Below are 21,054 nucleotides of genomic sequence, written 5' to 3' on the forward strand. Positions count from 1 at the left end.
GGCGAGATATGCAGAGGTGTTGCTCATTTCTGGCGGTTATTGCAACAATCGCAGCGACCAATGCAGTTGCCGCACCGTTCACCTATGTCAACGAGCGCTTCGGCACCGTCTGCACCTTTCCCGACGAGATCTTCACCGACCGCCAGCCTGAACCGGACAATGGTGACGGCCAGGAATGGCTGAGTGCCGACGGCGCCAGCCTGATCTGCTCGGCATCCTGAACATCGATGATGACACGCCGAAGGGTTTCGTGGCGGCCGAGAAGGCCAGTGACGAAATCGGCTACAAGGTCACCTACAGCAAGGCCGGCAAGGACTGGGCGGTGCTGTCGGGCTTGAAGGATGGCAAGATTTTTTGCGAGCGGCGCCTGTTCGGCCGGGATGGCGTCATCCGCACGGTCTGGATCGATTATCCGCAGGCCCTGAAACCGAAATACGATCCGCTGGTCGGCGCCATCGCCGGCAGCCTCAAGGGACCATGAGCATTTTCGGCCACACCGCCGACAAATCTCGGTTCGCGAATGTTCGCCTGATTTACCGGTGGTGTTTTCCCGCTTAGCCTCCGCCTCGTAGCGGCCTTTCGCTCGGGGGAACACACCATGCGCAAACTTCTTCTTTCTTTGGCATTGCTTGGCCTCGCCGCCCTGCCCGCTGCGGCCCAGTCCATCGGCGGCACCTATACCGTCGCCGGCACCAATTTCGACGGTTCGGCCTACGGCGGCGAAGCCACCATCACGCTGACCAGCGGAACGACGTGCACGATCCACTGGGAAACCGGCGGCTCATCTTCCGACGGTATCTGCATGCGCAACGACGATGCCTTCTCCGCCGGCTATGTGATGGACAAGGACATCGGCCTCGTCGTCTACAAGGTGATGGACGACGGTTCGCTGCACGGCCTGTGGACGATCGCCGGCAAGGAAGGCAACGGCACCGAAGTGCTGACGCCGAAGAAGTAAGGCCTGCCACTATGGCAGGCGATATTCTGGGCTACGGAAAATTCTGTGGCCCAGCCCTTTGGTATTGCTGTCTCATATCCGGCTGCTACAGGCTTGCTGCAAAGCAGAACCGGTAGTCGTCTTGCCCCTGTCTCCAAATCTTCGCGGCGCGTTGTTCATGGTGGTGGCGATGGCCGGCTTCACCCTCAACGACGCCATCACCAAATACTCGTCGCAATCGATGAACATGGCGCAAGTCATGCTGATCAGGGGAGCGTTTGCGACGCTTTTCGTCGGCTCGCTTGCCTGGCAGCGCGGTGCCCTTGTCCGGCTACGCTCGATGCTGGAGCCAATGGTGGCGCTGCGCGTCCTCGGCGAAGCCGGCGGTACGGTGACGTTCCTTATCGCGCTCGCCCATTTGCCGATTGCCAGCGTCTCGGCTGTCCTGCAGGCGCTGCCGCTGGCAGTGACGATGGGCGCGGCACTGGTCTTCAACGAGGGCGTCGGTTGGCGGCGCTGGCTGGCCATCGCCGTCGGATTTGCCGGTGTGCTGGTCATCGTGCGGCCTGGCTTCGAAGGGTTCAGCGTCTATTCGCTGGTGGCGCTGGCCTGCGTTGCCTGTTGTGCGGTACGCGATCTCGCCACCAAGCGGATTCCCCAGGCCATTCCGACGCTGCTGGTGTCGACCGCCACGGCGCTTGCCATGACGGTGCTGGGAGCCGTGTTGCTTTTGCCGATGGGCGGCTGGGCGCCGATGACGGGGAAAAGCACGGCCTTGTTGGCGATGGCCGCGGTGCTCGTGCTCATCGGCTACCAATTCATCATCATGGCGATGCGGGCCGGCGACATCTCCTTCATCGCGCCGTTCCGCTACACGGCGCTGATCTGGTCGATCCTGCTTGGCCTGTTCATCTTCGCCGATATTCCCGATCTGCCGATGATCATCGGTGCCACGATCATCATCGGCTCCGGCCTCTATGCACTCTATCGCGAGCGGGTCGTCGGCCGGCGCAAGATCGTCGCCGAAAGCACAGGGCCAACCATGGTCCCGGATGGAATCTAGCAGGCTCTTGTGATTTCCGGCGGCTGGCGTACAGGCTCGATGGCATGAAGCGAGATGTTGCAGGAATCATTCTGGCCGGCGGCCAGTCACGACGAATGGGCGGCGGCGACAAGAGCCTGTTGCCGCTTGGCGGCGGTCGCGTGCTTGACCAGGTCGTGTCGCGCTTTGGCCCACAGATCGCACCCCTGGCGCTCAGCGCCAACGGCGATCCGGCGCGGTTCTCCCGCTTTGGACTGCCGGTACTTGCCGACATGGTCACGGGCTTTGCCGGACCGCTTGCCGGGGTCCTGACCGGCCTTGAATGGGCTGCCGCCAACACGGCTTGCAAGGCAATCGTCACCGCTGCCGGCGACACGCCCTTCCTGCCGCTTGATCTTGTCGAGCGACTGACCACTGCCACCGTTCAACGCACCGGTTCGATTGCCGTTGCTTGCTCGGCCGGCAAGCGGCACCCGACCTTCGCGCTGTGGCCGACGGATTGTCGCGACGCCTTGCGGCACTTTCTGGTCGATGAGGATATCAGGCGGGTTTCGGCCTTCATCGACCGGCATGATTTTGTCGAGGTGGAATTCCCGGTTCTGCAATCCGCGGGCCAACCGGTGGACCCTTTCTTCAACATCAACGAGCCCAATGACCTTGTTCGGGCCGAACGTCTGTTGCAGAGCATGAAACCATGAACAGGCGCGTCTTCGGCATCACCGGCTGGAAGAATTCCGGCAAGACGACATTGACCGAAAAGCTGGTCGCCGAGCTTGTCCGGCGCGGCTGGACAGTGTCGACGGTGAAGCACGCCCATCATGATTTCGACATCGACAAGCCGGGTGCCGACAGCTTCCGCCATCGGCAGGCCGGTGCCACGGAAGTCGCGATCGTGTCCGGCAATCGCTGGGCGCTGATGCACGAACTGCGCGGTGAGGATGAGCCGACACTGGAGGCCATTCTGTCACGGCTTGCCCCTTGCGATCTGGTGCTGATCGAAGGCTACAAGCGCGAAGCCCACCGCAAGATCGAAACCCGCCGGCTGGAAGCCAAGGACCGTACGCCGCTTTCGGCAGGTGATCCGAATATCGTCGCCGTCGCCGCCGATTTTGCGGCCGAAGGCGAGCACCTGCCGATGTTCGATCTCGACGACGTGAAATCAATAGCCGACTTCATCGAACTGGCCACCGGACTCGTTGCTTGAGAGGTAACGTAGCGGCAGAATAGTCTTGCCCATTTTTGTGGTTTTGCAGTTGCTTTTTTCTCGGAAAGAGTGGGAGTATCGCGCCAGCGGGCGGTCAAAAGCACCGCCCCACAGAGCCGTTTGGAACGACGGCCGGGACCATAAGAGAGGACTATCATGCGTATTGCACTGCGTATCGCGCTTGCCGCATCGGCTGCGCTGCTGACGCTCGGCGTAGCCCAGGCCCAGGAAAAGACCCTGAGGATCGGCACCGAAGGCGCCTACCCGCCTTTCAACAACCTCACCGCCGATGGCCAGCTCGTCGGTTTCGACATCGACATCGCTAAGGCACTTTGTGACCAGATGAAGGTCAAGTGCACCTTCGTCGCCCAGGATTGGGACGGCATCATTCCCGCGCTTCAGGCCGGCAAGTTCGACGCCATCGTCGCCTCGATGTCCATTACGCCGGAGCGGAAGGAAAAGGTCGACTTCACCAACAAATACTACAACACGCCCTCGGCCCTTGCCGCGCCGAAGGACACCACGCTGAAGGGCGTGACCAAGGAAGATCTCGCAGGCAAGACTGTCGGCGTCGCCACCACGACAACGCATTTCAACTATGCCTCGAAGACCTACACCGACAGCACCGTCAAGGGGTATCCGAGCAGCCCGGAAGAGCAGGCCGATCTGGCCAATGGCCGGCTTGACGCCATTGAAGACGACATCGTCGTGCTGAGCCAGTGGCTGGAGACTCCGGATGGCGCCTGCTGCAAGATTCTCGGCACGCCGTCGCCGCAGCCGGTCGAAATCTTCGGACCTGGCGCCGGCATTGCCGTGCGCAAGGGTGAGACCGATCTGGTCAACCAGTTCAATGCTGCCATCGACGCCATCCGCGCCAACGGAAAATACAAAGAGATCAACGACAAGTACTTCAAGTTCGACGTCTTCGGCGGCGATTCCTGATAATATACAAAGGCGGCGGGAAATTTCCCGCCGCCTTTCGCTCTTCCCTGACCAGAGTGGAGACAAGACCCGTCAATGCCAGCCCAGAGCATATGGACACTTCTCAGTTGGGGACCCGATGGCTGGCTTGATGATATCGCTTATGGCGCACTGGTCACTGTGGCGCTTGCGCTCGCCACACTGCCGATTGGGCTGGCGATCGGTTTTTTCATAGCACTGGCCAAACAGTCCGAAGAACCCTCGCTGCGCCTTGCCGCCAACATCTACACCACGGTCTTCCGCGGCCTGCCGGAACTGGTGACGCTTTTCCTGTTTTTCTTCGGCATGCCAATTCTGCTGCAGCATCTCATCCGATATTTCCGGCCCGACGCGACAATCGACGTCAACGGTTTCGTCGCCGGCATGATCGTGCTTGCGCTGATCTTCTCGTCCTATGCCAGCGAGGTTTTCCTGTCCGCATTCCGCGCCATACCGAAAGGCCAGTATGAGGGTGGCTATGCCATCGGCCTTTCGAATTGGCTGACCATGCGCAAGGTGATCTTGCCGCAGCTGCTTCGCATCGCCTTTCCCGGTTTAGAGAACTGCTGGCTTAGCCTGCTCAAGGACACGTCGCTCGTATCAGTCGTCGGTCTCGCTGAGACGTTGCGCAATGCCGGTGTTGCCGCTCGCGTCACCAAGCACTCGTTCATGTTTTACAGTGTGGCGGCCCTGGTCTTTCTCGGCCTGGCAGTCGTGTCGTCCTTCGCCACCAGCGCCATCCTGCGCTCGCTCGGCCGGCGGGAGGCACAACGATGAGCGCCACAGCCACCATGGTCGAGCGGCCCCCGCCCCGGGCGCGCGGCTGGCCGCGCCCCCGCATCGCGGGCTATGCGCTCGTCTGCCTGTGGATAGCCTTCGGGCTGGGCATCGTTGCCTATCTGGTTCTAGCCTGGAATCCCGCCTTCTTTGCCAAGTATGCGCCGGCCTATCTGAAAGGGCTTGGGGTCACCCTGTCGCTGGTCGCCATAGCGATGGTGCTTGGTGCGATACTGTCGGTCCCCGTCGCTTACGGTCGCATGTCCAAGAACCGGATTCTGTCCGGCCTCGCCTACTGCTACGTCTACTTCTTCCGTGGCACGCCGCTGCTGGTCCAGACTTTTCTCGTCTATTACGGCGTCGGCTCTTTCCGGCCTCAGCTCAGCGAATACGGTATCTACCTTCCGGTTATCAGCGATGGGCTTACTGTCGCCCGGTTCACGCTTTGGGATTTTTTCAAGGACGCTTTCAACTGCGGCGTCTTTGCCTTTGCGCTCAACACCGCCGCCTACCAGGCCGAAATCCTGCGCGGCGCCATCGAGAGCGTGCCCCGCGGCCAGTGGGAAGGTGCTGCTTCCCTTGGCCTGCACAAATTGCAGACACTGCGCAAGATCATCCTGCCGCAAGCGTTGATTGTCGCCTTGCGGCCTTATGGCAACGAACTGATCCTGATGATCAAGGCTTCGGCCATCGTCGCCATCATCACCGTCTACGACCTGATGGGCAACGCCAAGCTCGCCTTCGCCAACTCCTTCGACATCCAGGCCTATATCTGGGTCGCCGTCGTCTACCTCGTCATGGTCGAGATATTGCGCCATGGCGTTGAATGGATCGAGCGCCGGATCACCATTCACCTGAAACGCTGACTGCTTTCCATACCGCCTGCACCAGTCGATCAGGCCACAGGCGCCTTGACGAATTGCGCGTAGAGCCTAGAGCTTTCGCAGCAAATTCGTTTTCCGTATGAAGGGCAAGCTCATGGCATCTGTGGCATTTCTCGGTCTTGGCGTGATGGGCTATCCGATGGCCGGGCACCTCAGGAACAAGGGCGGCCACGACGTCACGGTCTACAACCGCACCAAGGCCAAAGCCGAGCAATGGGTTGGCCAGCACGGCGGCAGCCTGGCGCTTACGCCGGCGGAGGCGGCCACGGACAAGGATTTCGTCTTCTCCTGCGTCGGCAATGATGACGACCTTCGTTCGGTGACGACGGGTCCGGAAGGCGCCTTCCAGACGATGAAGAAAGGTTCGGTCTTCATCGACAACACCACGGCCTCGGCCGAGGTCGCACGCGAACTGGCATTGGCCGCGATGGCCGGCGGGTTTTCGTTCCTCGACGCGCCGGTCTCCGGCGGCCAGGCCGGCGCCGAGAACGGCGTGCTGACCGTCATGGTCGGCGGCGAGCAGGAAGCTTTCGACAGGGCCAGGCCCGTTATCGATGCCTATGCCCGCATGGTCGGCTTGATGGGATCGGCCGGTGCTGGCCAGCTCACCAAGATGATCAACCAGATCACCATCGCCGGCCTTGTCCAGGGCCTGGCCGAAGGCATCCATTTCGGCAAGAAGGCCGGGCTCGACATCGAGAAGGTGATCGAGGTGATTTCCAAGGGCGCTGCCGGTTCCTGGCAGATGGAGAACCGGCACAAGACGATGAATGCCGGCAAATACGATTTCGGCTTCGCCGTCGACTGGATGCGCAAGGACCTTGGCATCTGCCTGACCGAGGCCGACCGCAACGGCGCCAAGCTGCCGGTGACCGCACTTGTCGATCAATTCTACAAGGATGTGCAGGCAATGGGCGGCAAGCGCTGGGACACGTCCTCGCTGCTGGCGCGCCTGGAAAAATAGGGTTCGCGATGGCCGAGCTTTCGCCCCAATCGAGTGCCGACGAAATCGTCGCACATCTGCGCTCGATCGGTTCGGAGGAAAATCGCCTTGGCATGCTGCGCTACGGCATCAAGATCGAACGTGCGCTCGGCATCTCGCACGGGGTGCAGCGGCAGATTGCCAGGAAAATCAAGCGCAACCACGAGCGCGCTTTCGCGCTGTGGCAGACCGGTATCATGGAGGCGCAGTTCATCGCTTCCGTCACGGCCGACCCGAAACGGTTTTCTGCCGCGGATGCAAGGCAATGGGCGTCGAGTTTCGACTCCTGGGATATCGTCGATGGCGTCTCTGATCTCTTCGTCGACACGGACGCCTGGAAAGAACTGATCGGCGAGTTCGCGGCCGATGAACGGGAATTCGTTCGACGCACGGCTTTTGCCATGATGGCCTGGTCTGTCGTCCACCGGAAGAAAGAGCCGGAGGCGACCTTTCTCGCCTTCCTGCCGATCATCGAAGCGCATGCCACCGACAGCCGCAACTTCGTGAAGAAGGGCGTGAACTGGGCCCTTCGTTCGATCGGTAAACGATCGATGGATATGCACGCTGCTGTCCTTGCTGTCGCCGAAAGGCTCGCGCAATCGACCGACAAGACCGCGCGCTGGATCGGCAAGGACGCTGTGAAGGAACTATCGGATGCCAGGACGCTCGAACGCCTCGCCGCCAGGAAAGGCTGACGGACGTAAAATCCGCTTCACGGAAGTGACAGGCTCGACACGCGCCAATTTCGAAAACCTGTTCGAACAGCCGGGCGCGCCGAAATATTGCTGGTGCATGGCCTGGCGCCATCTGCCCAGCCGAGAGCATGTCCGGAACGACGAGAAGAAGCGAGCCATGATGGCGCTTGTCGATGCCGGCGCACCGGTCGGCATCCTCGCCCATCTTGAGGGCAAGACCGTCGGTTGGTGCTCGGTCGCGCCACGCCAGACCTATCGCAGGCTTTCACGCCAACAGGACGACAGCGAGACCGATATCTGGTCGATCGTTTGTTTTTACGTGCCAAGGGTCCTGCGTGGAGACGGATTGGCAGCAGCACTGCTGGACGCGGCCATCGATCACGCCTTTGCCAAGGGCGCCAGCTCGGTCGAAGCCTATCCGGTCGATCAGGCGTCGCCGAGCTACAGTTTCATGGGCTTTCGCGACATGTTCGCGGCGCGCGGGTTCCACGAGATCGGCATGGCCGGTTCTCGCCGACATGTGATGCGGCTCGAGCGTTGACGTCGCTGGTGGCGGCGTCTTTACTCGAGACCCAAAGGAAGCGTCCGATGAGCAAGCATATCAGATCAACCATGGCGCTCGCAGCTGCGCTGTCTGTGTCGATTGCCGCCAATGCCTCGGCCGAGACCGCACACATAGTCTGGAAGGATTTGCGCCCGGCGACGCAAGTCGCGGCCGAAAACGTCGGGCTGCCGATGATCGCGGCAAAATTGCCCGACCATGGCGAGACTCTGTCCCTGAGCCTGCAGGACAAAACCATCCAGCTGGCCGGCTATGCACTGCCGGTCGATCGCGACGGCGATCTTGTCTATCAGTTCCTGCTGGTGCCGTGGACAGGCGCCTGCAGCCACATGCCAACACCGCCGCCCAACCAGATCGTTCTGGTCACGCCGGCCCACCCCTACAAGATGTCGGAAGCCTACCAGCCGGTCTCGGTTACCGGTGCGCTGAAGCCGGACATGGAGAAAAGCCAGCTGTTCATTCTCGATGGCGTCAGCGTCATCCAGTCCGGTTACACCGTGCGCAAGGCCGATGTGGTGAGTGTCGACAGCGTGCCGGACACGATCACGCTGCCGGTGAACTCACCCTGGAGTTTCCTCAACAAGAAGAAGAACTGAGACGTCCCTTCGGCTCAAGCGGCGTTGGCGCCCGATTCCTTGTCCAGCACCATGTAGTCGAGCGGGATCTCGGTCGTGTACTTGATCTGCTCCATGGCGAAGGACGACGAAACGTCACGGATCTCGATCTTTGCGATCAGCCGCTTGTAGAAGGCATCGTAGGCGGCGATGTCGGGCACCACGACGCGCAACAGATAGTCGACATCGCCGCTCATGCGGTAGAACTCGACCACTTCTGGAAATTCCTGGATGACCTCGGAAAACCGCCGCAGCCATTCATGGCTGTGCGAATTGGTGCGGATCGACACGAAGACGGTGACCCGGACATTGACCTTCTCATGGTCGAGAATAGCGACGCGCCGCTTGATGACGCCCTCTTCCTCGAGCTTCTGGATGCGCCGCCAGCAAGGTGTGGTCGACAGCCCGACTTTCTTGGCAACGTCTGCGACCGCAAGTGTCGCGTCCTCCTGCAAGAGCCGGAGAATTTTTCTATCGAGGCGGTCCATATCGTGCTCCCAAGGGAATAGATTGCCTATACTCTGCCTTATCCAGGCCTTTCACAAGAAAGAAATTCTGCCGATCGGGCAAAAAGCGAGTGATTTCTTGCTGAAAGGTCAATCGAGACGATAGCGGATTTCCGATCTCAGAAATGGCAGCAAATCCATTTCAAACCATGGATTCTTCTTCAGCCAGCCGCTGTTGCGCCATGACGGATGCGGCAGCGGCAGCACTTTCTGACTGCCGGGCGCGTCCCAGATGGCACGCCAGTCCATCACCGTTTCCGTCAGCGAGGCCCGGCGCGCCGCACCCATGTGCCAGGACTGCGCATAGATGCCGATCGTCAGCACCAGATCGATCCGTGGCATCAACGCCATCAAGGGCGCGCGCCAGGCCGGCGCGCATTCGCGCCTCGGCGGCAGGTCGCCACCCTTGGCATCCTGGCCGGGAAAGCAGAAGCCCATCGGCACGATGGCAAATTTCTCGATGTCGTAGAATTCCTCGCTTGTCACCCCGAGCCAGCTGCGCAGTCGGTCGCCCGAGGCGTCGGTGAATGGCATGCCTGACAGATGCACCTTGGTTCCCGGCGCCTGGCTGGCGATCAGGATGCGGGCGCTGGACGATGGTCGCAGCACGGGGCGCGGTTCGTGCGGCAGTGGCCGGCCGATCGGATTTTCGACGCAGATGCGGCAAGCCCGCACCGCCGCGGCCAAGCTTTCGAGCGCATCCTCGTTGACCATGGTCTCGTCCGAAAACCAGCTTCCACTTTTCGGGCTCATGGTTAGGCGGCGGCGCTCGGTCGGCTGGAAACCGCCTGATGCCAGCGCAACACATTGGCGCACTCCTCCGGCACCTTGATGCGTGCCGGCTTCATGAAGTCGACGGCGATCAGGCCAGTGATGTCGGCAATCGAATAGCCGTCGCCGGCGATGAACTCTCGGCTGCCCAGCTCATCGTCCAGCAGCCTGAGGAACGCAACGGCCTTGGGCTTGTTGGCTTCGCCCCATTCGGGAATCTGCGGGATTTCCCAATCCTTCATGGCCGGATGGATATGCCGGAAGGCCTGCGCGACGCAACTAAGCAGGTTGAATTCCATCCGTCTTTGCCACATCTCGACCCGCGCCTTGCCGAGTGCGCCACGCCCGAACAGGGCCGGCTCGGGATGCAACTCCTCGAAATAGCGGCAGATGGCGACGGATTCGGTGAGGACGGAGCCGTCGTCGAGTTCAAGCACCGGCAGGCGTTGCAAAGGGTTGCGCGAGCTGACCGCTTGCTGCTTGTGCTCCAGTGCGCCCATGTCGACGGACACCAGCGGAACCGCGATCCCCTTCTCGGCCAGGAAAACGCGGACTCGCCTCGGATTGGGTGCGCGGCCGCCATCGAACAATTTCATTCTATCTATCCTCCCGGTTTTCCAGACAACTGCTGGGTTCATTTACCGATGCGCTTCACCAGAAGCGAAAAATCTCGCGCATGGCATCGCCGATCGACGCCAGCGTGCCGTGCTTTCTCTCGACGGCTTCGCCGTGATGGCTGTCGCGCCAGTCTTGCGGCTGGTCGAACGTGCCGGCCCAGATGCCGGCCTTTGCCGCACGGGCGATGGCTTCCTCGCTCTCGAAGTCGCCAAAGGCAACCGCCCAGCCCGCCTCGACCTGCGCACGGTTGAGGTCCTTGCCGCCGGCGGTGCAATTGCCAAGCAGCCGGCCATAGCGATCAAGCTGCCAGCCGGTACAGGAGACGGGTTTGCCGGCGATCAGCCGCACCAGCGACTGGCGCGCAAGTGTGCCGCAGGGATAGTCGGCGCCATTCCTGCGGCAGGTCTGCGTATACTCCGGAGCATCGATGCCGCGCATGCGGATGCGTTCGGCGGCAAGCGTGATCGAATCGCCGTCGTTGACGATGGCCGCACCTACCGTCTTGCGCGTTTCCACACGGTCGAGCCGGGCGGACAGCAGGATCAGCAGCCCGAAAATGATGACGGTAAGCCCGTAGTCCAGCAGCCGACGCCATGGGCTTCGGGGTGGCGAAACGTATCGCCGGCGCGGCCCTGGCCCCCATGAACGGCTCATATGGCAAACGGTTGGTTAATCATTCGAACGTAGCTTAACACTTGGAAACCGCTGCTCGCATAAATCGAAGTTTCATGCCCTTGCAACGCTCGAACACAGCGGACAAGTTCATAGTGGACCGCAGGAAACCTCATCGCAACAGCGATGTGGCGCGCGCGGTGCGCAAGACGCGCGACCGTCTTTCGCAGCAGGCCGGCAATCCCGATTTTGATCGTGAACTCCTGAAGCTCCATGCCCGCGCAATGACAAGCGGCGCCATCGCCATCCCGCTGCTCGTCCTGGTGATCGCGGCAGCCGGCCGGCTTGCCGGCGTCGGCAACGAGATCGGGCTCTGGGCACTGTTCACGCTCGCCTGCTACACCATCGTTACATTCCTGGCGCGGCGCATCGAACGCACTGAAGCTTCCGACCTCAACCCCTTGCAAACACAAAGAGAACTGCTGATCGGCCACTTCCTCTGCGGGCTCGGCTGGGGGTGGTTCGTCTGGCTTGGCTGCAGCACTTGCCAGGTCGACCAGTTCCATGTCGTCAAGGCGGTGGTGCTGCTCTTCGCGATGGCGGCAACCGCGGTGATGACGTCATCCCTGCGCGGCGCCTTGCTGGCGACCTTTGCCGTTCCGGTGGCGCTCTACGCCTATGCCGGCATCAAGCTGTGGATGCCGGTCGAGGTGATTATGGCCGGGCTGTTGGTCGTGTCGCTGCCCTTCTTCGCCTATCTGGCCCGCGATCTCAACCGCGCGTCCCTGATGCTGTTGTCGTTCCGCTCAGAGAAAGATGCGCTGGTCGCTGAACTGGAGACGGCGAAATCGATGTCAGACGAGGCGCGGCGGCGGGCGGAAGACGCCAACCTGGCGAAGTCGCGGTTCCTCGCTTCGATGAGCCACGAACTGCGCACGCCGCTCAACGCCATCCTTGGCTTCTCCGAGGTGATGTCGAACGAAGTGCTCGGACCAATGAGCAATCCCACCTATCGCGACTACGCTCATGACGTGCACGAATCCGGCCAGCATCTGCTCGACCTCATCAACGAGATCCTCGACCTGTCGCGGATCGAGGCCGGCCGCTACCAGCTCAACGAGGAGCCGGTGATGCTTCTCAACATCGTCGAGGATTGCTGTCACATGATGGAATTGAGGGCGCGCAACAAGGATATCCGCGTCGTCCAGGATTTCGAGCATGAGTTGCTGCGCCTGTTCGCCGACGAGCGGGCGGTGCGCCAGATCACGCTCAACCTTCTGTCGAATGCCATCAAGTTCACCGCCACCGGCGGCGAAATCCGCGTCCGCGTCGGCTGGACGGCGGGCGGCGGGCAGTACATTTCGATCAAGGACAATGGTCCCGGCATCCCCGAAGACGAAATCCCGGTGGTGCTCTCGGCCTTCGGCCAGGGTTCCATCGCGATCAAGAGCGCCGAGCAGGGCACCGGGCTTGGCCTGCCGATCGTGCAAGGCCTGCTCGCCATGCATGGCGGCGAGTTCCAACTTCACTCCAAGCTGCGCGAAGGCACCGAGGCGATCGCCTTCTTCCCGCTGAGCCGGGTGATGGAGGAACTGCCCGCGCTGCCGACCGCGGCGGTGGCGGCCGTGGCGGCGCGGCGGCGGTAGCAGGCGTCGCCCGGATATAGCGTGCCTGGCGCCTAACCCCGAACCGCCGCCGCCATGCCTGAGCTGGTCAGCGCCGCCGCCTTGACGAGACCTGCGGCAAGAGCGGCCCCTGCCCCTTCGCCGTGGCCGATGCCCAGGTCGAGCAACGGGTGAAGACCGAGGCGTTCGGCGGCGCGGGAATGTGCGGGCTCCGGCGACAGGCTGGCAAGAAGACAATGGTCGAGTGCTGTGGGGTTCGCGGCATGCAGCACCGCAGCCGCGGCCGTTGCCGCAAATCCGTCGAGCAGCACCGGAATCTTCTGCACCCGTGCCGCCAGGATGGCGCCGGCAATCGCCGCGAACTCTCGGCCACCGACCCGGCGCAGCGCCTCTAATGGGTCGCCGAGATGGCCGCCATGAAAGGCCAGCGCCGCATCGACCACGTCCGCCTTGCGTGTCTGCATCGCCGCGTCGGCGCCCGACCCCGGGCCGACCCAGTCGGCGCCTCCGCCGCCCAACAGCGCGGCAAACAGGGCAGCTGCGACGGTGGAGTTGCCGACGCCGAGATCGCCGAGGCAAAGCAGATCGGTGCCGCCGGCGATCGCTTCCATGCCGAAGGCCATGGTGGCGGCGCAGCCGCGCTCGTCGAGCGCGGCATCCTCGGTGATGTCGGCGGTCGGGATGTGCAGGGCAAGATCGAAAACCTTCAGGCCGAGATCGTTGGCAATGCAGATCTGGTTGATCGCAGCACCTCCGGCGGCACAAAGCTCGACCGCGTTGGCGGTCGCCGCCACCGGCCGGGGCGAAATGCCATGCCGGGTGACGCCGTGATTGCCGGCAAAGACCGCCATCAGCGGCCTTGTCACTGCGGGTGGAGCACGCCCGCTCCAGGCGGCGAGCCACGCGGCGATGTCCTCGACGCGGCCAAGCGAACTCCTGGGCTTGTCGGCCCTGGCAAACAGCGTGCGCACACGCGCCTCGGCCGTCGTGTCGGCCGCCGGCAGGTTGGCCAACAGGTTGCGAAAATCTTCGAAAGGCAGCGCGCTAGTCATGTCGTTGGTGGTCATTCCCTGAAGTTGGTGAGCGGCATAGCCGCCTTGCGCTGTTGGCACAACCTCTAGGATCAACCCTCCACCCTTTGCCGCAAAGGCGGCTGCGCACGGCGCAATTGTGAGGGCTTGCATTGGCTTTGCCGTTGCACCATGTGGAGATGGAACAAAGGGATCCGGATGGAAACCCTCAAGAGAAAGTCATGACGGCCATCGAATCCCCGTGCATCCTAGTCTGTTCGATCGACATGAAAACCGGCTTCTGCTTCGGCTGCGGTCGCACGCGCGAGGAAATCGGCGCCTGGATCGCAATGACGCCGGAAGCACGCCGCAGCGTCATGGCTGAATTGCCCGCCCGGCTGGACACGGTCGAGCGCCGGCCGCGCCGGGAAACGCGCCGCACCCGCATGGCGCGCGAACGCGACGTGCTTTCGTGAGACGCAGATGAGGTTGTTCTGGATACTGATTGCCGTGATCGGGGTGGGAGCAGTCCTGCTCATGGTCAACGATTCCGGCGGCAGCACGCTCGGCGTCGAGAATTACGATTTTGGTCGGCTGATCTGGCTTGGCGCCTTCGGCGCCCTGATCGGCGCCGGCCTGCTTCGTTCGGGCAGGCCGTTGGGCGCCATGGCCCGCAACCTCGGCGCCTGGGCGGCAATTGCGCTCGCGCTGATCGCCGGTTACCAGTATCGCTATGAACTGCAGGATTTCGCCAGCCGGGTGACCGCCGGCCTTGTTCCCGGCAGCCCGCTCGCCCTGGGCGTCGAAGACGGCCACGCCACGGTGACGCTCGACAAGGCGGAAAACGGCCATTTCGAAGCTCGCATCCTGATCAACGGTAATCCTGTGCGCGCCGTGGTTGATACCGGCGCAACCAGCACCGTGCTGACCTCCGAGGACGCCCAGGCGTCCGGGTTCAATCCAGCGGCGCTCAACTACACCATACCGGTTTCGACCGCCAACGGCATGGCGCGCGCCGCGGCCGTGAAGACCGATCAGCTGGCGATCGGCGGCATTGTGCGCAAGGACATGTCGGTGATGGTCGCGGCACCCGGCATGCTCAGCCAGTCCCTGCTCGGCATGAACTTCATCGGCTCGTTGTCGGGCTTCGATGTGCGCGGCGATCGCATGGTCCTCAGGGATTGACCCCGACCCGACGCGTCAGGCCGCTTCAGCCGCCCCACCCAACTCGACGGCTGCGAAAGCCGTCTTCAGCACCTCCGGTCCGGCACCCGGCCGCGTCGCGTCGGTGGACAGGATCTGGCGGTAACGGCGCGCGCCGGGCAAGCCATGGAACAGACCGACCATGTGGCGGGTGACATGGCCAAGCCGCCCGCCCTGCTCGATATGGCGGGCCGCGTATTCTGCCATCGAATCGATCAGCGCGGCGAAATCGAACGTTTCGGACTTGGCGCCATAGAAGGCTGCGTCAACGCCGGCCAGGATGCCGGGCGTGTGGTAGGCGGCGCGGCCGAGCATGGCGCCGTCGACATGGTCAAGATGCGCCTGCGCCTCTTCGATCGATTGAATACCGCCGTTAATCCCAATGAATTCGCTCCGCTTTCTGGCCTTCAGCCGATAGACGCGACCATAGTCGAGCGGCGGGATGTCGCGGTTTTCCTTGGGGCTCAGCCCTTCCAGCCACGCCTTGCGCGCATGCACCCACAGCGCGTCCGCGCCGGCGTCGAAAACACCGTCCGCCAGTGCATCAAGTGCGGGTCCTGGGTCCTGTTCGTCGACGCCGATGCGGCATTTGACGGTGACGGGAATTGTCACCACAGCTTTCATCGCCGCGACACAGCCGGCAACGAGGTCAGGCACTTTCATCAGGCAGGCGCCAAACGTGCCCGACTGGACGCGATCGGACGGGCACCCGACATTGAGGTTGATCTCGTCATAGCCGAAGGCCTCGCCAATGCGCGCCGCCTCGGCAAGCTTGCGTGGATCGGAACCGCCGAGCTGCAAGGCAACCGGATGTTCCGCCTCGTCGAAGCCGAGCAGCCGCGCGCGTGCGCCCTGGATGACCGCGTCGGCCACCACCATCTCGGTGTAAAGCAGCGCACGGCTCGTCAGCTGGCGATGGAAGAACCGGCAATGCCGGTCCGTCCAGTCCATCATTGGGGCGATGGCAAGCCTATGTTCTTGATATTTCGCGGCTTCTTTCGTCAAAACCAATTCCGGGTCGTTCCTGGCGCACGATCGTATGCCACAACGTGACGCCTTCGTCACGTGTCGACTGCACGGCGTGGCCGTGCTTGCTGACCCAGAACATTCTCCGACTTGCCACGGACATATCCGGCCAGCCTGCGCTAGGATTGCGTTCGCAAGACCAGCGGAGGTCAGCATGAACGATCCAGCCGGGAGACAACCTGTTTACGATCCCCAGCACCTGGAGCCCCTGCTGGTTTCGCGACAGCACGCTGGCGATGTCGATGGCATGACGGCTCTGTTCGAACCGACGCGGTGATCGATCGTGGAGGTGGAAATTTGCTGCGCGGCAAGGAGGCCATTCGCGGCTACTATGTCGAGATTGTCGCGTCAGGACGAAAGTTTGCGGTGGGACAGCAGCGCCCCGCCCTCATATGCGGCGATCTTGCGCTCACATCGACCCGGCTCCCCGATGGCGACGTGACCAGCGAGGTTTAAGGCGATGGCAGCTGGCTTTGGGTGATCGACCGTTATTCCGTCACTTGAGGCAAGCGTCCGATGCGATGCGGACGAACTTCGACGCCCGTCATCTCGGAGCGCACCAAAACAAGACCCGCGCCGCCACGGTGCGAGACCTTGTGAGATCATCAACAGAACAGGCGCTTACCGCCTCAGCGCATACACCTTGGCTTCGCCTTCGCCGCCGAGCGGCAACGCCATGTCATCGTCGAGAAGGCGCGTAATGCGGGCAAAGCCTGTAAACGCTTTCCTTGCTTCCTCGGCCGACATCTGGCCCGACAAGGCGGCCGAGCAGCAATTCAGCGCGCACTGATAGACCGGACCGCGCCGTCCCGTCGGCCATTTCCGCAAGAACACCATGGCCTCGGCAACACTATCGATTTCTTCAGCAGGGTGTCCCTGCCCGCGCGAAATCCGCACGGGCGAAAAGAAATGCAGATAATCCATTGTTTCCTCCCGGTCGACCGCTGCACGATCGAACCCAATGAAACGCTCCATCCGCAGGTTGGTTCCGTGCCAGAAGCGGAATTTTGAAAAATCGCGAGACGCCGAAATTCGAATCACTCGACCGACAAATGCAAAGCGGCCCACCATCGCGTCCGATCGATAATCGCGGTTCTCATTGAATATCTTTAAGGCCAAAGCCGGCAAATGGATTGCTTGTCGGTTCCCCTGCGCCAGGCTTACCTTGCGGGGCCAACGCGCGGCGGCGCGCGGGCAATCAAGGGGAGGATATTTGAATGACGATACAAGGCGCATCACCTGATCTGTACAATGAGGATCTAGCTCCGGCCAAAGTTCGAAACTGGGGACCATTCTCGATCTTCAACGTCTGGACGTCGGACGTTCACAGCCTCTGGGGCTACTACCTGGCCGCCAGCTTGTTCCTTTTCTGCGGCGGCTTCGTCAACTTCATCATCGCCATCGGCATCGGTTCGCTGATTATCTATGCGCTGATGAACATGGTCGGCTATGCCGGCGTGAAGACCGGCGTGCCCTACCCCGTGCTTGCCCGCGCCTCTTTCGGCATCTGGGGCGCCAACATACCGGCGCTGGTGCGCGCCATCGTCGCGTGCTTCTGGTACGGCGCGCAGACTGCCGCCGCCTCCGGCGCCATCGTGGCGCTCTTGATCCGCTCGCAATGGTTCGCCGATTTCAACGCCAACACGCATTTCCTAGGTCATTCGGGCCTGGAAGTGATCTGCTTTGTCGTCATCTGGGCGCTGCAGCTGCTGATCATCCAGCGCGGTATGGAAACAGTGCGCCGCTTCCAGGACTGGGCTGGTCCGGCGGTCTGGGTGATGATGCTGATCCTGGCGATTTACCTGTGCGTCAAATCCGGAACCTTCGCCTTCACCAGCGACATCCCGATGGACGTGCTGTTGGAGAAGACCAAGGATGCGGGCGTGCCGGGCACGCCGGGTTCGTGGACCGCGCTGTTTGCGGTGGCCGCGATCTGGGTAACCTATTTCTCGGCGCTCTATCTCAACTTCTGCGATTTCGCCCGCTATGCGCCCGATCAGGCGTCGCTGCGCAAGGGCAACATCTGGGGCCTGCCGGTCAACCTCATCCTGTTCTCGCTGGTCGCCGGCGTCACCACCATTGCCGCCTATGACGTCTATCACGAGGTGCTGCTGCACCCCGACCAGATCTCGGCGAAATTCGACAGCTGGTTCCTGGCGGCCCTTGCGGCCTTGACCTTCGCCGTGGCGACGCTTGGCATCAACGTCGTCGCCAACTTCGTGTCGCCGGCCTTCGACTTCTCCAACGTCTTTCCAAGGCAGATCGACTTCAAGAAGGGCGGCTATATCGCGGCGCTGATTGCGCTCGTGCTCTATCCCTTCGCGCCGTGGGAAGGCAGCGCCGCCTCCTTCGTCAACATCATCGGCGCGACGATGGGACCGATCTTCGGGGTGATGATGGTCGACTATTATCTGATCCGCAAAGGTGAGGTCGACGTCGAAGCGCTTTATCGCGAGGACGGCGAATTCCGCTTCCAGGGCGGCTGGCACGTCAATGCCTTCATCGCCGCCGGCGTCGGCGCCATCTTCTCGTCGATCCTGCCCAACTTCACCAACTGGCTGCCGTCCTGGTGGGGCGTCTATGGCTGGTTCTTCGGCGTTGCCATCGCCGGCATCATCTACTACGTGCTGCGCACCGCGGCACTCGGTGCCGGCGCCAAGACCGCGAAGGCCTGACAGGCATTATTGGGGGCGGCGCAAGGCCGCCCCCAATTTTATGCGCTGACCATCTCGGCCAGTTTGCGCACCGTGTTCCAGTTGCGCGACGTGCCAATGCCCAGACGCTTGTGGTTGGTTGCCGCAAGCAGCCGCGAACTTGGCCTCTCACGTGAAAAGACAACCCATATGTCGCCGCCGACCGACAGCACCTTCTCGTCCTCGGCGGCATAGGCCTGGAGCGCCGCGACGACATCCATGGGCGCGGGCTGGCGCATCACGCGCACCGCGACCTGGTCACCGGCTTCGGTGGACTCGCCCGGGAACGGATTGCCGGCGGCAAGCGTCAGCCACTCCTCGGCACCGCGCACGATGATCTCGACATGCCGGCCGAAGGTTGTTTCGAAGGCTGCTTCCAGCCGTTGCTCCAGATCGGCGATGGCCGTTGCCGACGTCTCGAAGACGAGATTGCCGGTCGCCACCAAGGTGCGAACATTCTTCAGGCCGAGGTCTTCGGCCATCGCCTTGAGGTCGGCCATGACCACCCGCCGCCCCTGCCCCAGGATGATGCTGTAGAGAAGCGCGACATACGTCTGCATCGCCCTGCCAGCCAGTGGTCGCTACACCAGCCGGCTCTGCTCCACCGCCGCCTCGATGAAACTGGCGAACAGCGGATGCGGGTCGAGCGGCCGGCTTTTCAGTTCCGGGTGATACTGGACGCCGATGAACCAGGGATGATCGGGGTATTCGACCGTTTCCGGCAGCACGCCATCGGGTGACATGCCGGCAAACACCAGGCCGCAATCCTCGAGCCGCTCCTTGTAGTCGACATTGACCTCGTAGCGGTGGCGATGGCGCTCGGAAATCTGCGTATCGCCATAGATCTCGGCGATCTTGGAGCCCTTGGCGAGATCGGCCTGATAGGCGCCGAGCCGCATTGTGCCGCCGAGATCGCCGGTTTCCCGACGCTTCTCCAGCATGTTGCCCTTCAGCCATTCGGTCATCAGGCCGACCACCGGTTCCTCGGTTGGGCCGAATTCGGTCGATGAGGCGTGCTCGACGCCGGCCAGCGACCGCGCGGCCTCGATGCACGCCATCTGCATGCCGAAGCAGATGCCGAAATACGGCACCTTGCGTTCACGCGCGAACTTCGCCGCCAGGATCTTGCCCTCGGAGCCGCGCTCGCCAAAGCCACCGGGAACCAGGATGCCATGGACCTTTTCCAACCAGGGCGTCGGATCTTCCTTTTCGAAGATCTCCGATTCGATCCAGTCGAGCTTGACCTTGACGTGGTTGGCCAAGCCGCCATGCGAAAGCGCCTCGATCAACGATTTGTAGGCGTCCTTGAGGCCGGTATATTTGCCGACCACGGCGATGGTGACCTCGCCTTCCGGATTGTGGATGCGGTTGGACACCGCCTGCCAGGGCTCCATGCGCGGCTTCGGCGCCGGATCGATGCCGAAAGCGGCAAGCACTTCCGAATCGAGCCCTTCCTTGTGGTAGGCCATCGGCACGTCGTAGATGTGCGGCACGTCCAGCGCCTGGATCACCGCGCTTTCCCTGACGTTGCAGAACAGCGACAGTTTTCGGCGCTCTTCCTTGGGGATGGCGCGATCGGCGCGAACCAGCAGGATGTCGGGCGCGATGCCGATGCCACGCAATTCCTTGACCGAATGTTGGGTCGGCTTGGTTTTCAGCTCACCCGCCGTCGGAATGTAGGGCATCAGCGTCAGATGCACGTAGACGGCGTTGTTGCGCGGCAAGTCATTGCCAAGCTGGCGGATCGCCTCGAGGAACGGCATCGCCTCGATGTCGCCGACCGTGCCGCCGATCTCGCACAGCACGAAATCATAGTCGTCATTGCCATTGAGGACGAAATTCTTGATCTCGTCGGTAACGTGCGGGATGACCTGCACGGTGGCACCAAGATAATCGCCGCGCCGCTCGCGCTCGATGATGTTCTTGTAGATGCGGCCGGTGGTGATGTTGTCCTGCTGATTGGCCGAGCGCCCTGTAAAGCGCTCGTAATGGCCAAGATCGAGATCGGTCTCGGCGCCGTCATCGGTGACGAAAACCTCGCCATGCTGGTACGGCGACATCGTGCCCGGATCGACATTGAGATAGGGATCGAGTTTTTTGATGCGCGCGCGATAGCCTCGCGCCTGCAAGAGAGCCCCAAGGGCCGCTGCGGCAATGCCTTTTCCAAGTGAGGAAACCACGCCGCCTGTGATGAATACATATCGCGCCATGGGAGTCATCGCTTAACGCGGCCGGATTGATTCCGCCAGAGAAAAAACCGCCGCGAAGGTTTTTTCCCAAAAAGGCGTGATGTCCTATGCATGTCGCCCAAAAGTGTGCAGCGGTTTTGGGAC

General features: G+C 62.1%; 27 protein-coding genes. 18 read left to right on the forward strand and 9 right to left on the reverse strand.

Translation table 11 applies throughout. The annotated features are described in order from the left end of the window. The first annotated feature begins 8 nt into the window (after positions 1-8). From AC1RZR_RS23380 to AC1RZR_RS23440, 13 genes are all read left to right on the forward strand, one after another. Positions 9-221 (forward strand): hypothetical protein, encoded by a 213-nt coding sequence (locus tag AC1RZR_RS23380; RefSeq protein WP_481826122.1) that lies wholly within the window; start codon positions 9-11, stop codon positions 219-221. After that, on the forward strand, positions 176-481 hold the full coding sequence (locus AC1RZR_RS23385; protein ID WP_481826123.1) for a hypothetical protein: 306 nt from the start codon (positions 176-178) through the stop codon (positions 479-481). Before AC1RZR_RS23380 ends, AC1RZR_RS23385 begins: the two co-directional genes overlap by 46 nt. A 117-nt stretch (positions 482-598) precedes the next feature. Further along, positions 599-958 carry a hypothetical protein gene (locus AC1RZR_RS23390; RefSeq protein WP_477276823.1) on the forward strand — a complete coding sequence of 120 codons (360 nt, stop codon included), beginning with the start codon at positions 599-601 and terminating at the stop codon, positions 956-958. A 121-nt stretch (positions 959-1,079) separates the two neighbouring features. Then, positions 1,080-2,000, forward strand: coding sequence for a DMT family transporter (locus AC1RZR_RS23395; protein WP_481826124.1), 921 nt, complete (start codon positions 1,080-1,082; stop codon positions 1,998-2,000). 44 nt (positions 2,001-2,044) lie between these two features. Then, on the forward strand, positions 2,045-2,677 hold the full coding sequence (mobA, locus tag AC1RZR_RS23400) for a molybdenum cofactor guanylyltransferase MobA (protein ID WP_481826125.1): 633 nt from the start codon (positions 2,045-2,047) through the stop codon (positions 2,675-2,677). After that, a complete protein-coding gene (mobB, locus tag AC1RZR_RS23405; protein ID WP_477276829.1) occupies positions 2,674-3,183 on the forward strand; it encodes a molybdopterin-guanine dinucleotide biosynthesis protein B in 510 nt (169 codons plus the stop codon). Before mobA ends, mobB begins: the two co-directional genes overlap by 4 nt. 156 nt (positions 3,184-3,339) lie before the next feature. Next, positions 3,340-4,125 (forward strand): ABC transporter substrate-binding protein, encoded by a 786-nt coding sequence (locus tag AC1RZR_RS23410; protein WP_379104516.1) that lies wholly within the window; start codon positions 3,340-3,342, stop codon positions 4,123-4,125. A 75-nt stretch (positions 4,126-4,200) separates the two neighbouring features. Further along, entirely contained in the window at positions 4,201-4,920 is a 720-nt protein-coding gene (locus AC1RZR_RS23415) for an ABC transporter permease (RefSeq protein ID WP_477276832.1), read from the forward strand. Further along, positions 4,917-5,786, forward strand: a complete 870-nt coding sequence (locus tag AC1RZR_RS23420; protein WP_477276834.1) for an ABC transporter permease — start codon at positions 4,917-4,919, stop codon at positions 5,784-5,786. Before AC1RZR_RS23415 ends, AC1RZR_RS23420 begins: the two co-directional genes overlap by 4 nt. A 112-nt stretch (positions 5,787-5,898) precedes the next feature. Next, positions 5,899-6,768 carry an NAD(P)-dependent oxidoreductase gene (locus AC1RZR_RS23425; protein ID WP_477276836.1) on the forward strand — a complete coding sequence of 290 codons (870 nt, stop codon included), beginning with the start codon at positions 5,899-5,901 and terminating at the stop codon, positions 6,766-6,768. Positions 6,769-6,776: 8 nt separating this feature from the next. Next, positions 6,777-7,481, forward strand: coding sequence for a DNA alkylation repair protein (locus AC1RZR_RS23430; protein WP_379104508.1), 705 nt, complete (start codon positions 6,777-6,779; stop codon positions 7,479-7,481). Next, positions 7,441-8,022 (forward strand): GNAT family N-acetyltransferase, encoded by a 582-nt coding sequence (locus AC1RZR_RS23435; protein ID WP_477276838.1) that lies wholly within the window; start codon positions 7,441-7,443, stop codon positions 8,020-8,022. The genes AC1RZR_RS23430 and AC1RZR_RS23435 overlap by 41 nt, the downstream gene beginning before the upstream one ends. Positions 8,023-8,069: 47 nt before the next feature. Beyond that, positions 8,070-8,639, forward strand: a complete 570-nt coding sequence (locus AC1RZR_RS23440; RefSeq protein WP_477276840.1) for a DUF3299 domain-containing protein — start codon at positions 8,070-8,072, stop codon at positions 8,637-8,639. A 14-nt stretch (positions 8,640-8,653) separates the two neighbouring features. Here AC1RZR_RS23440 and AC1RZR_RS23445 read toward each other — a convergent pair whose 3' ends face one another. The 4 genes from AC1RZR_RS23445 to AC1RZR_RS23460 all read right to left on the reverse strand — a co-directional run bounded on the left by AC1RZR_RS23445 (position 8,654) and on the right by AC1RZR_RS23460 (position 11,206). Beyond that, on the reverse strand, positions 8,654-9,145 hold the full coding sequence (locus AC1RZR_RS23445; protein ID WP_006205209.1) for an Lrp/AsnC family transcriptional regulator: 492 nt from the start codon (positions 9,143-9,145) through the stop codon (positions 8,654-8,656). Between the two features lie 108 nt (positions 9,146-9,253). After that, on the reverse strand, positions 9,254-9,979 hold the full coding sequence (locus tag AC1RZR_RS23450; protein WP_477276842.1) for a uracil-DNA glycosylase family protein: 726 nt from the start codon (positions 9,977-9,979) through the stop codon (positions 9,254-9,256). Then, complete coding sequence (locus AC1RZR_RS23455; RefSeq protein WP_477276844.1) at positions 9,919-10,530, reverse strand: glutathione S-transferase; 612 nt, start codon at positions 10,528-10,530, stop codon at positions 9,919-9,921. The genes AC1RZR_RS23450 and AC1RZR_RS23455 overlap by 61 nt, the downstream gene beginning before the upstream one ends. 55 nt (positions 10,531-10,585) lie before the next feature. Beyond that, complete coding sequence (locus AC1RZR_RS23460) at positions 10,586-11,206, reverse strand: thermonuclease family protein (RefSeq protein WP_481826126.1); 621 nt, start codon at positions 11,204-11,206, stop codon at positions 10,586-10,588. Between the two features lie 74 nt (positions 11,207-11,280). Between AC1RZR_RS23460 and AC1RZR_RS23465 the strand changes: the two genes are divergently transcribed. Beyond that, positions 11,281-12,810 (forward strand): sensor histidine kinase, encoded by a 1,530-nt coding sequence (locus AC1RZR_RS23465; protein ID WP_481826127.1) that lies wholly within the window; start codon positions 11,281-11,283, stop codon positions 12,808-12,810. Positions 12,811-12,842: 32 nt separating this feature from the next. Here the strand turns inward: AC1RZR_RS23465 and AC1RZR_RS23470 are convergent, their stop codons facing one another. Next, positions 12,843-13,841, reverse strand: a complete 999-nt coding sequence (locus AC1RZR_RS23470) for a nicotinate-nucleotide--dimethylbenzimidazole phosphoribosyltransferase (protein ID WP_481829106.1) — start codon at positions 13,839-13,841, stop codon at positions 12,843-12,845. 200 nt (positions 13,842-14,041) lie between these two features. Here AC1RZR_RS23470 and AC1RZR_RS23475 point away from each other — a divergent pair, with 200 nt between their 5' ends. Together AC1RZR_RS23475 and AC1RZR_RS23480 are read left to right on the forward strand one after the other, a co-directional pair. Then, a complete protein-coding gene (locus AC1RZR_RS23475; protein ID WP_477276850.1) occupies positions 14,042-14,275 on the forward strand; it encodes a DUF1289 domain-containing protein in 234 nt (77 codons plus the stop codon). 7 nt (positions 14,276-14,282) lie between these two features. Beyond that, the gene (locus AC1RZR_RS23480; protein ID WP_477276852.1) at positions 14,283-14,984 is read left to right on the forward strand and encodes a TIGR02281 family clan AA aspartic protease; all 702 of its coding nucleotides are present in this window, start codon (positions 14,283-14,285) and stop codon (positions 14,982-14,984) included. A gap of 15 nt (positions 14,985-14,999) precedes the next feature. Here AC1RZR_RS23480 and dusA read toward each other — a convergent pair whose 3' ends face one another. After that, complete coding sequence (dusA, locus tag AC1RZR_RS23485) at positions 15,000-16,007, reverse strand: tRNA dihydrouridine(20/20a) synthase DusA (protein WP_481826128.1); 1,008 nt, start codon at positions 16,005-16,007, stop codon at positions 15,000-15,002. A gap of 318 nt (positions 16,008-16,325) precedes the next feature. Here dusA and AC1RZR_RS23490 point away from each other — a divergent pair, with 318 nt between their 5' ends. Beyond that, complete coding sequence (locus AC1RZR_RS23490; RefSeq protein WP_481826129.1) at positions 16,326-16,484, forward strand: hypothetical protein; 159 nt, start codon at positions 16,326-16,328, stop codon at positions 16,482-16,484. A gap of 165 nt (positions 16,485-16,649) precedes the next feature. On the opposite strand, the gene AC1RZR_RS23495 is transcribed toward AC1RZR_RS23490, so the two are convergent. Then, positions 16,650-17,264, reverse strand: a complete 615-nt coding sequence (locus AC1RZR_RS23495) for a DUF982 domain-containing protein (protein WP_481826130.1) — start codon at positions 17,262-17,264, stop codon at positions 16,650-16,652. Between AC1RZR_RS23495 and AC1RZR_RS23500 the strand changes: the two genes are divergently transcribed. Continuing rightward, positions 17,246-18,703 (forward strand): NCS1 family nucleobase:cation symporter-1, encoded by a 1,458-nt coding sequence (locus tag AC1RZR_RS23500; protein ID WP_481826131.1) that lies wholly within the window; start codon positions 17,246-17,248, stop codon positions 18,701-18,703. The genes AC1RZR_RS23495 and AC1RZR_RS23500 overlap by 19 nt on opposite strands. 38 nt (positions 18,704-18,741) lie before the next feature. Here AC1RZR_RS23500 and AC1RZR_RS23505 read toward each other — a convergent pair whose 3' ends face one another. Next, entirely contained in the window at positions 18,742-19,281 is a 540-nt protein-coding gene (locus tag AC1RZR_RS23505) for a DUF1697 domain-containing protein (protein WP_481826132.1), read from the reverse strand. 21 nt (positions 19,282-19,302) lie between these two features. Further along, a complete protein-coding gene (gene pyrG, locus AC1RZR_RS23510) occupies positions 19,303-20,940 on the reverse strand; it encodes a CTP synthase (RefSeq protein WP_095081390.1) in 1,638 nt (545 codons plus the stop codon). Positions 20,941-21,054 lie beyond the last annotated feature (114 nt).

Source organism: Mesorhizobium bavaricum (genome assembly GCF_056781655.1).

What these genes read in the sequence shown, in the direction of transcription:
- AC1RZR_RS23380 (WP_481826122.1), top strand. Translation starts at nt 9, where the DNA reads ATGCAGAGGTGTTGCTCATTTCTGGCGGTTATTGCAACAATCGCAGCG.
- AC1RZR_RS23385 (WP_481826123.1), top strand. Translation starts at nt 176, where the DNA reads ATGGCTGAGTGCCGACGGCGCCAGCCTGATCTGCTCGGCATCCTGAAC.
- AC1RZR_RS23390 (WP_477276823.1), top strand. Translation starts at nt 599, where the DNA reads ATGCGCAAACTTCTTCTTTCTTTGGCATTGCTTGGCCTCGCCGCCCTG.
- mobA (WP_481826125.1), top strand. Translation starts at nt 2,045, where the DNA reads ATGAAGCGAGATGTTGCAGGAATCATTCTGGCCGGCGGCCAGTCACGA.
- mobB (WP_477276829.1), top strand. Translation starts at nt 2,674, where the DNA reads ATGAACAGGCGCGTCTTCGGCATCACCGGCTGGAAGAATTCCGGCAAG.
- AC1RZR_RS23410 (WP_379104516.1), top strand. Translation starts at nt 3,340, where the DNA reads ATGCGTATTGCACTGCGTATCGCGCTTGCCGCATCGGCTGCGCTGCTG.
- AC1RZR_RS23415 (WP_477276832.1), top strand. Translation starts at nt 4,201, where the DNA reads ATGCCAGCCCAGAGCATATGGACACTTCTCAGTTGGGGACCCGATGGC.
- AC1RZR_RS23420 (WP_477276834.1), top strand. Translation starts at nt 4,917, where the DNA reads ATGAGCGCCACAGCCACCATGGTCGAGCGGCCCCCGCCCCGGGCGCGC.
- AC1RZR_RS23425 (WP_477276836.1), top strand. Translation starts at nt 5,899, where the DNA reads ATGGCATCTGTGGCATTTCTCGGTCTTGGCGTGATGGGCTATCCGATG.
- AC1RZR_RS23430 (WP_379104508.1), top strand. Translation starts at nt 6,777, where the DNA reads ATGGCCGAGCTTTCGCCCCAATCGAGTGCCGACGAAATCGTCGCACAT.
- AC1RZR_RS23435 (WP_477276838.1), top strand. Translation starts at nt 7,441, where the DNA reads ATGCCAGGACGCTCGAACGCCTCGCCGCCAGGAAAGGCTGACGGACGT.
- AC1RZR_RS23440 (WP_477276840.1), top strand. Translation starts at nt 8,070, where the DNA reads ATGAGCAAGCATATCAGATCAACCATGGCGCTCGCAGCTGCGCTGTCT.
- AC1RZR_RS23445 (WP_006205209.1), bottom strand. Translation starts at nt 9,145, where the DNA reads ATGGACCGCCTCGATAGAAAAATTCTCCGGCTCTTGCAGGAGGACGCG.
- AC1RZR_RS23455 (WP_477276844.1), bottom strand. Translation starts at nt 10,530, where the DNA reads ATGAAATTGTTCGATGGCGGCCGCGCACCCAATCCGAGGCGAGTCCGC.
- AC1RZR_RS23460 (WP_481826126.1), bottom strand. Translation starts at nt 11,206, where the DNA reads ATGAGCCGTTCATGGGGGCCAGGGCCGCGCCGGCGATACGTTTCGCCA.
- AC1RZR_RS23465 (WP_481826127.1), top strand. Translation starts at nt 11,281, where the DNA reads ATGCCCTTGCAACGCTCGAACACAGCGGACAAGTTCATAGTGGACCGC.
- AC1RZR_RS23470 (WP_481829106.1), bottom strand. Translation starts at nt 13,841, where the DNA reads ATGACTAGCGCGCTGCCTTTCGAAGATTTTCGCAACCTGTTGGCCAAC.
- AC1RZR_RS23475 (WP_477276850.1), top strand. Translation starts at nt 14,042, where the DNA reads ATGACGGCCATCGAATCCCCGTGCATCCTAGTCTGTTCGATCGACATG.
- AC1RZR_RS23480 (WP_477276852.1), top strand. Translation starts at nt 14,283, where the DNA reads ATGAGGTTGTTCTGGATACTGATTGCCGTGATCGGGGTGGGAGCAGTC.
- AC1RZR_RS23500 (WP_481826131.1), top strand. Translation starts at nt 17,246, where the DNA reads ATGACGATACAAGGCGCATCACCTGATCTGTACAATGAGGATCTAGCT.
- AC1RZR_RS23495 (WP_481826130.1), bottom strand. Translation starts at nt 17,264, where the DNA reads ATGCGCCTTGTATCGTCATTCAAATATCCTCCCCTTGATTGCCCGCGC.
- AC1RZR_RS23505 (WP_481826132.1), bottom strand. Translation starts at nt 19,281, where the DNA reads ATGCAGACGTATGTCGCGCTTCTCTACAGCATCATCCTGGGGCAGGGG.
- pyrG (WP_095081390.1), bottom strand. Translation starts at nt 20,940, where the DNA reads ATGACTCCCATGGCGCGATATGTATTCATCACAGGCGGCGTGGTTTCC.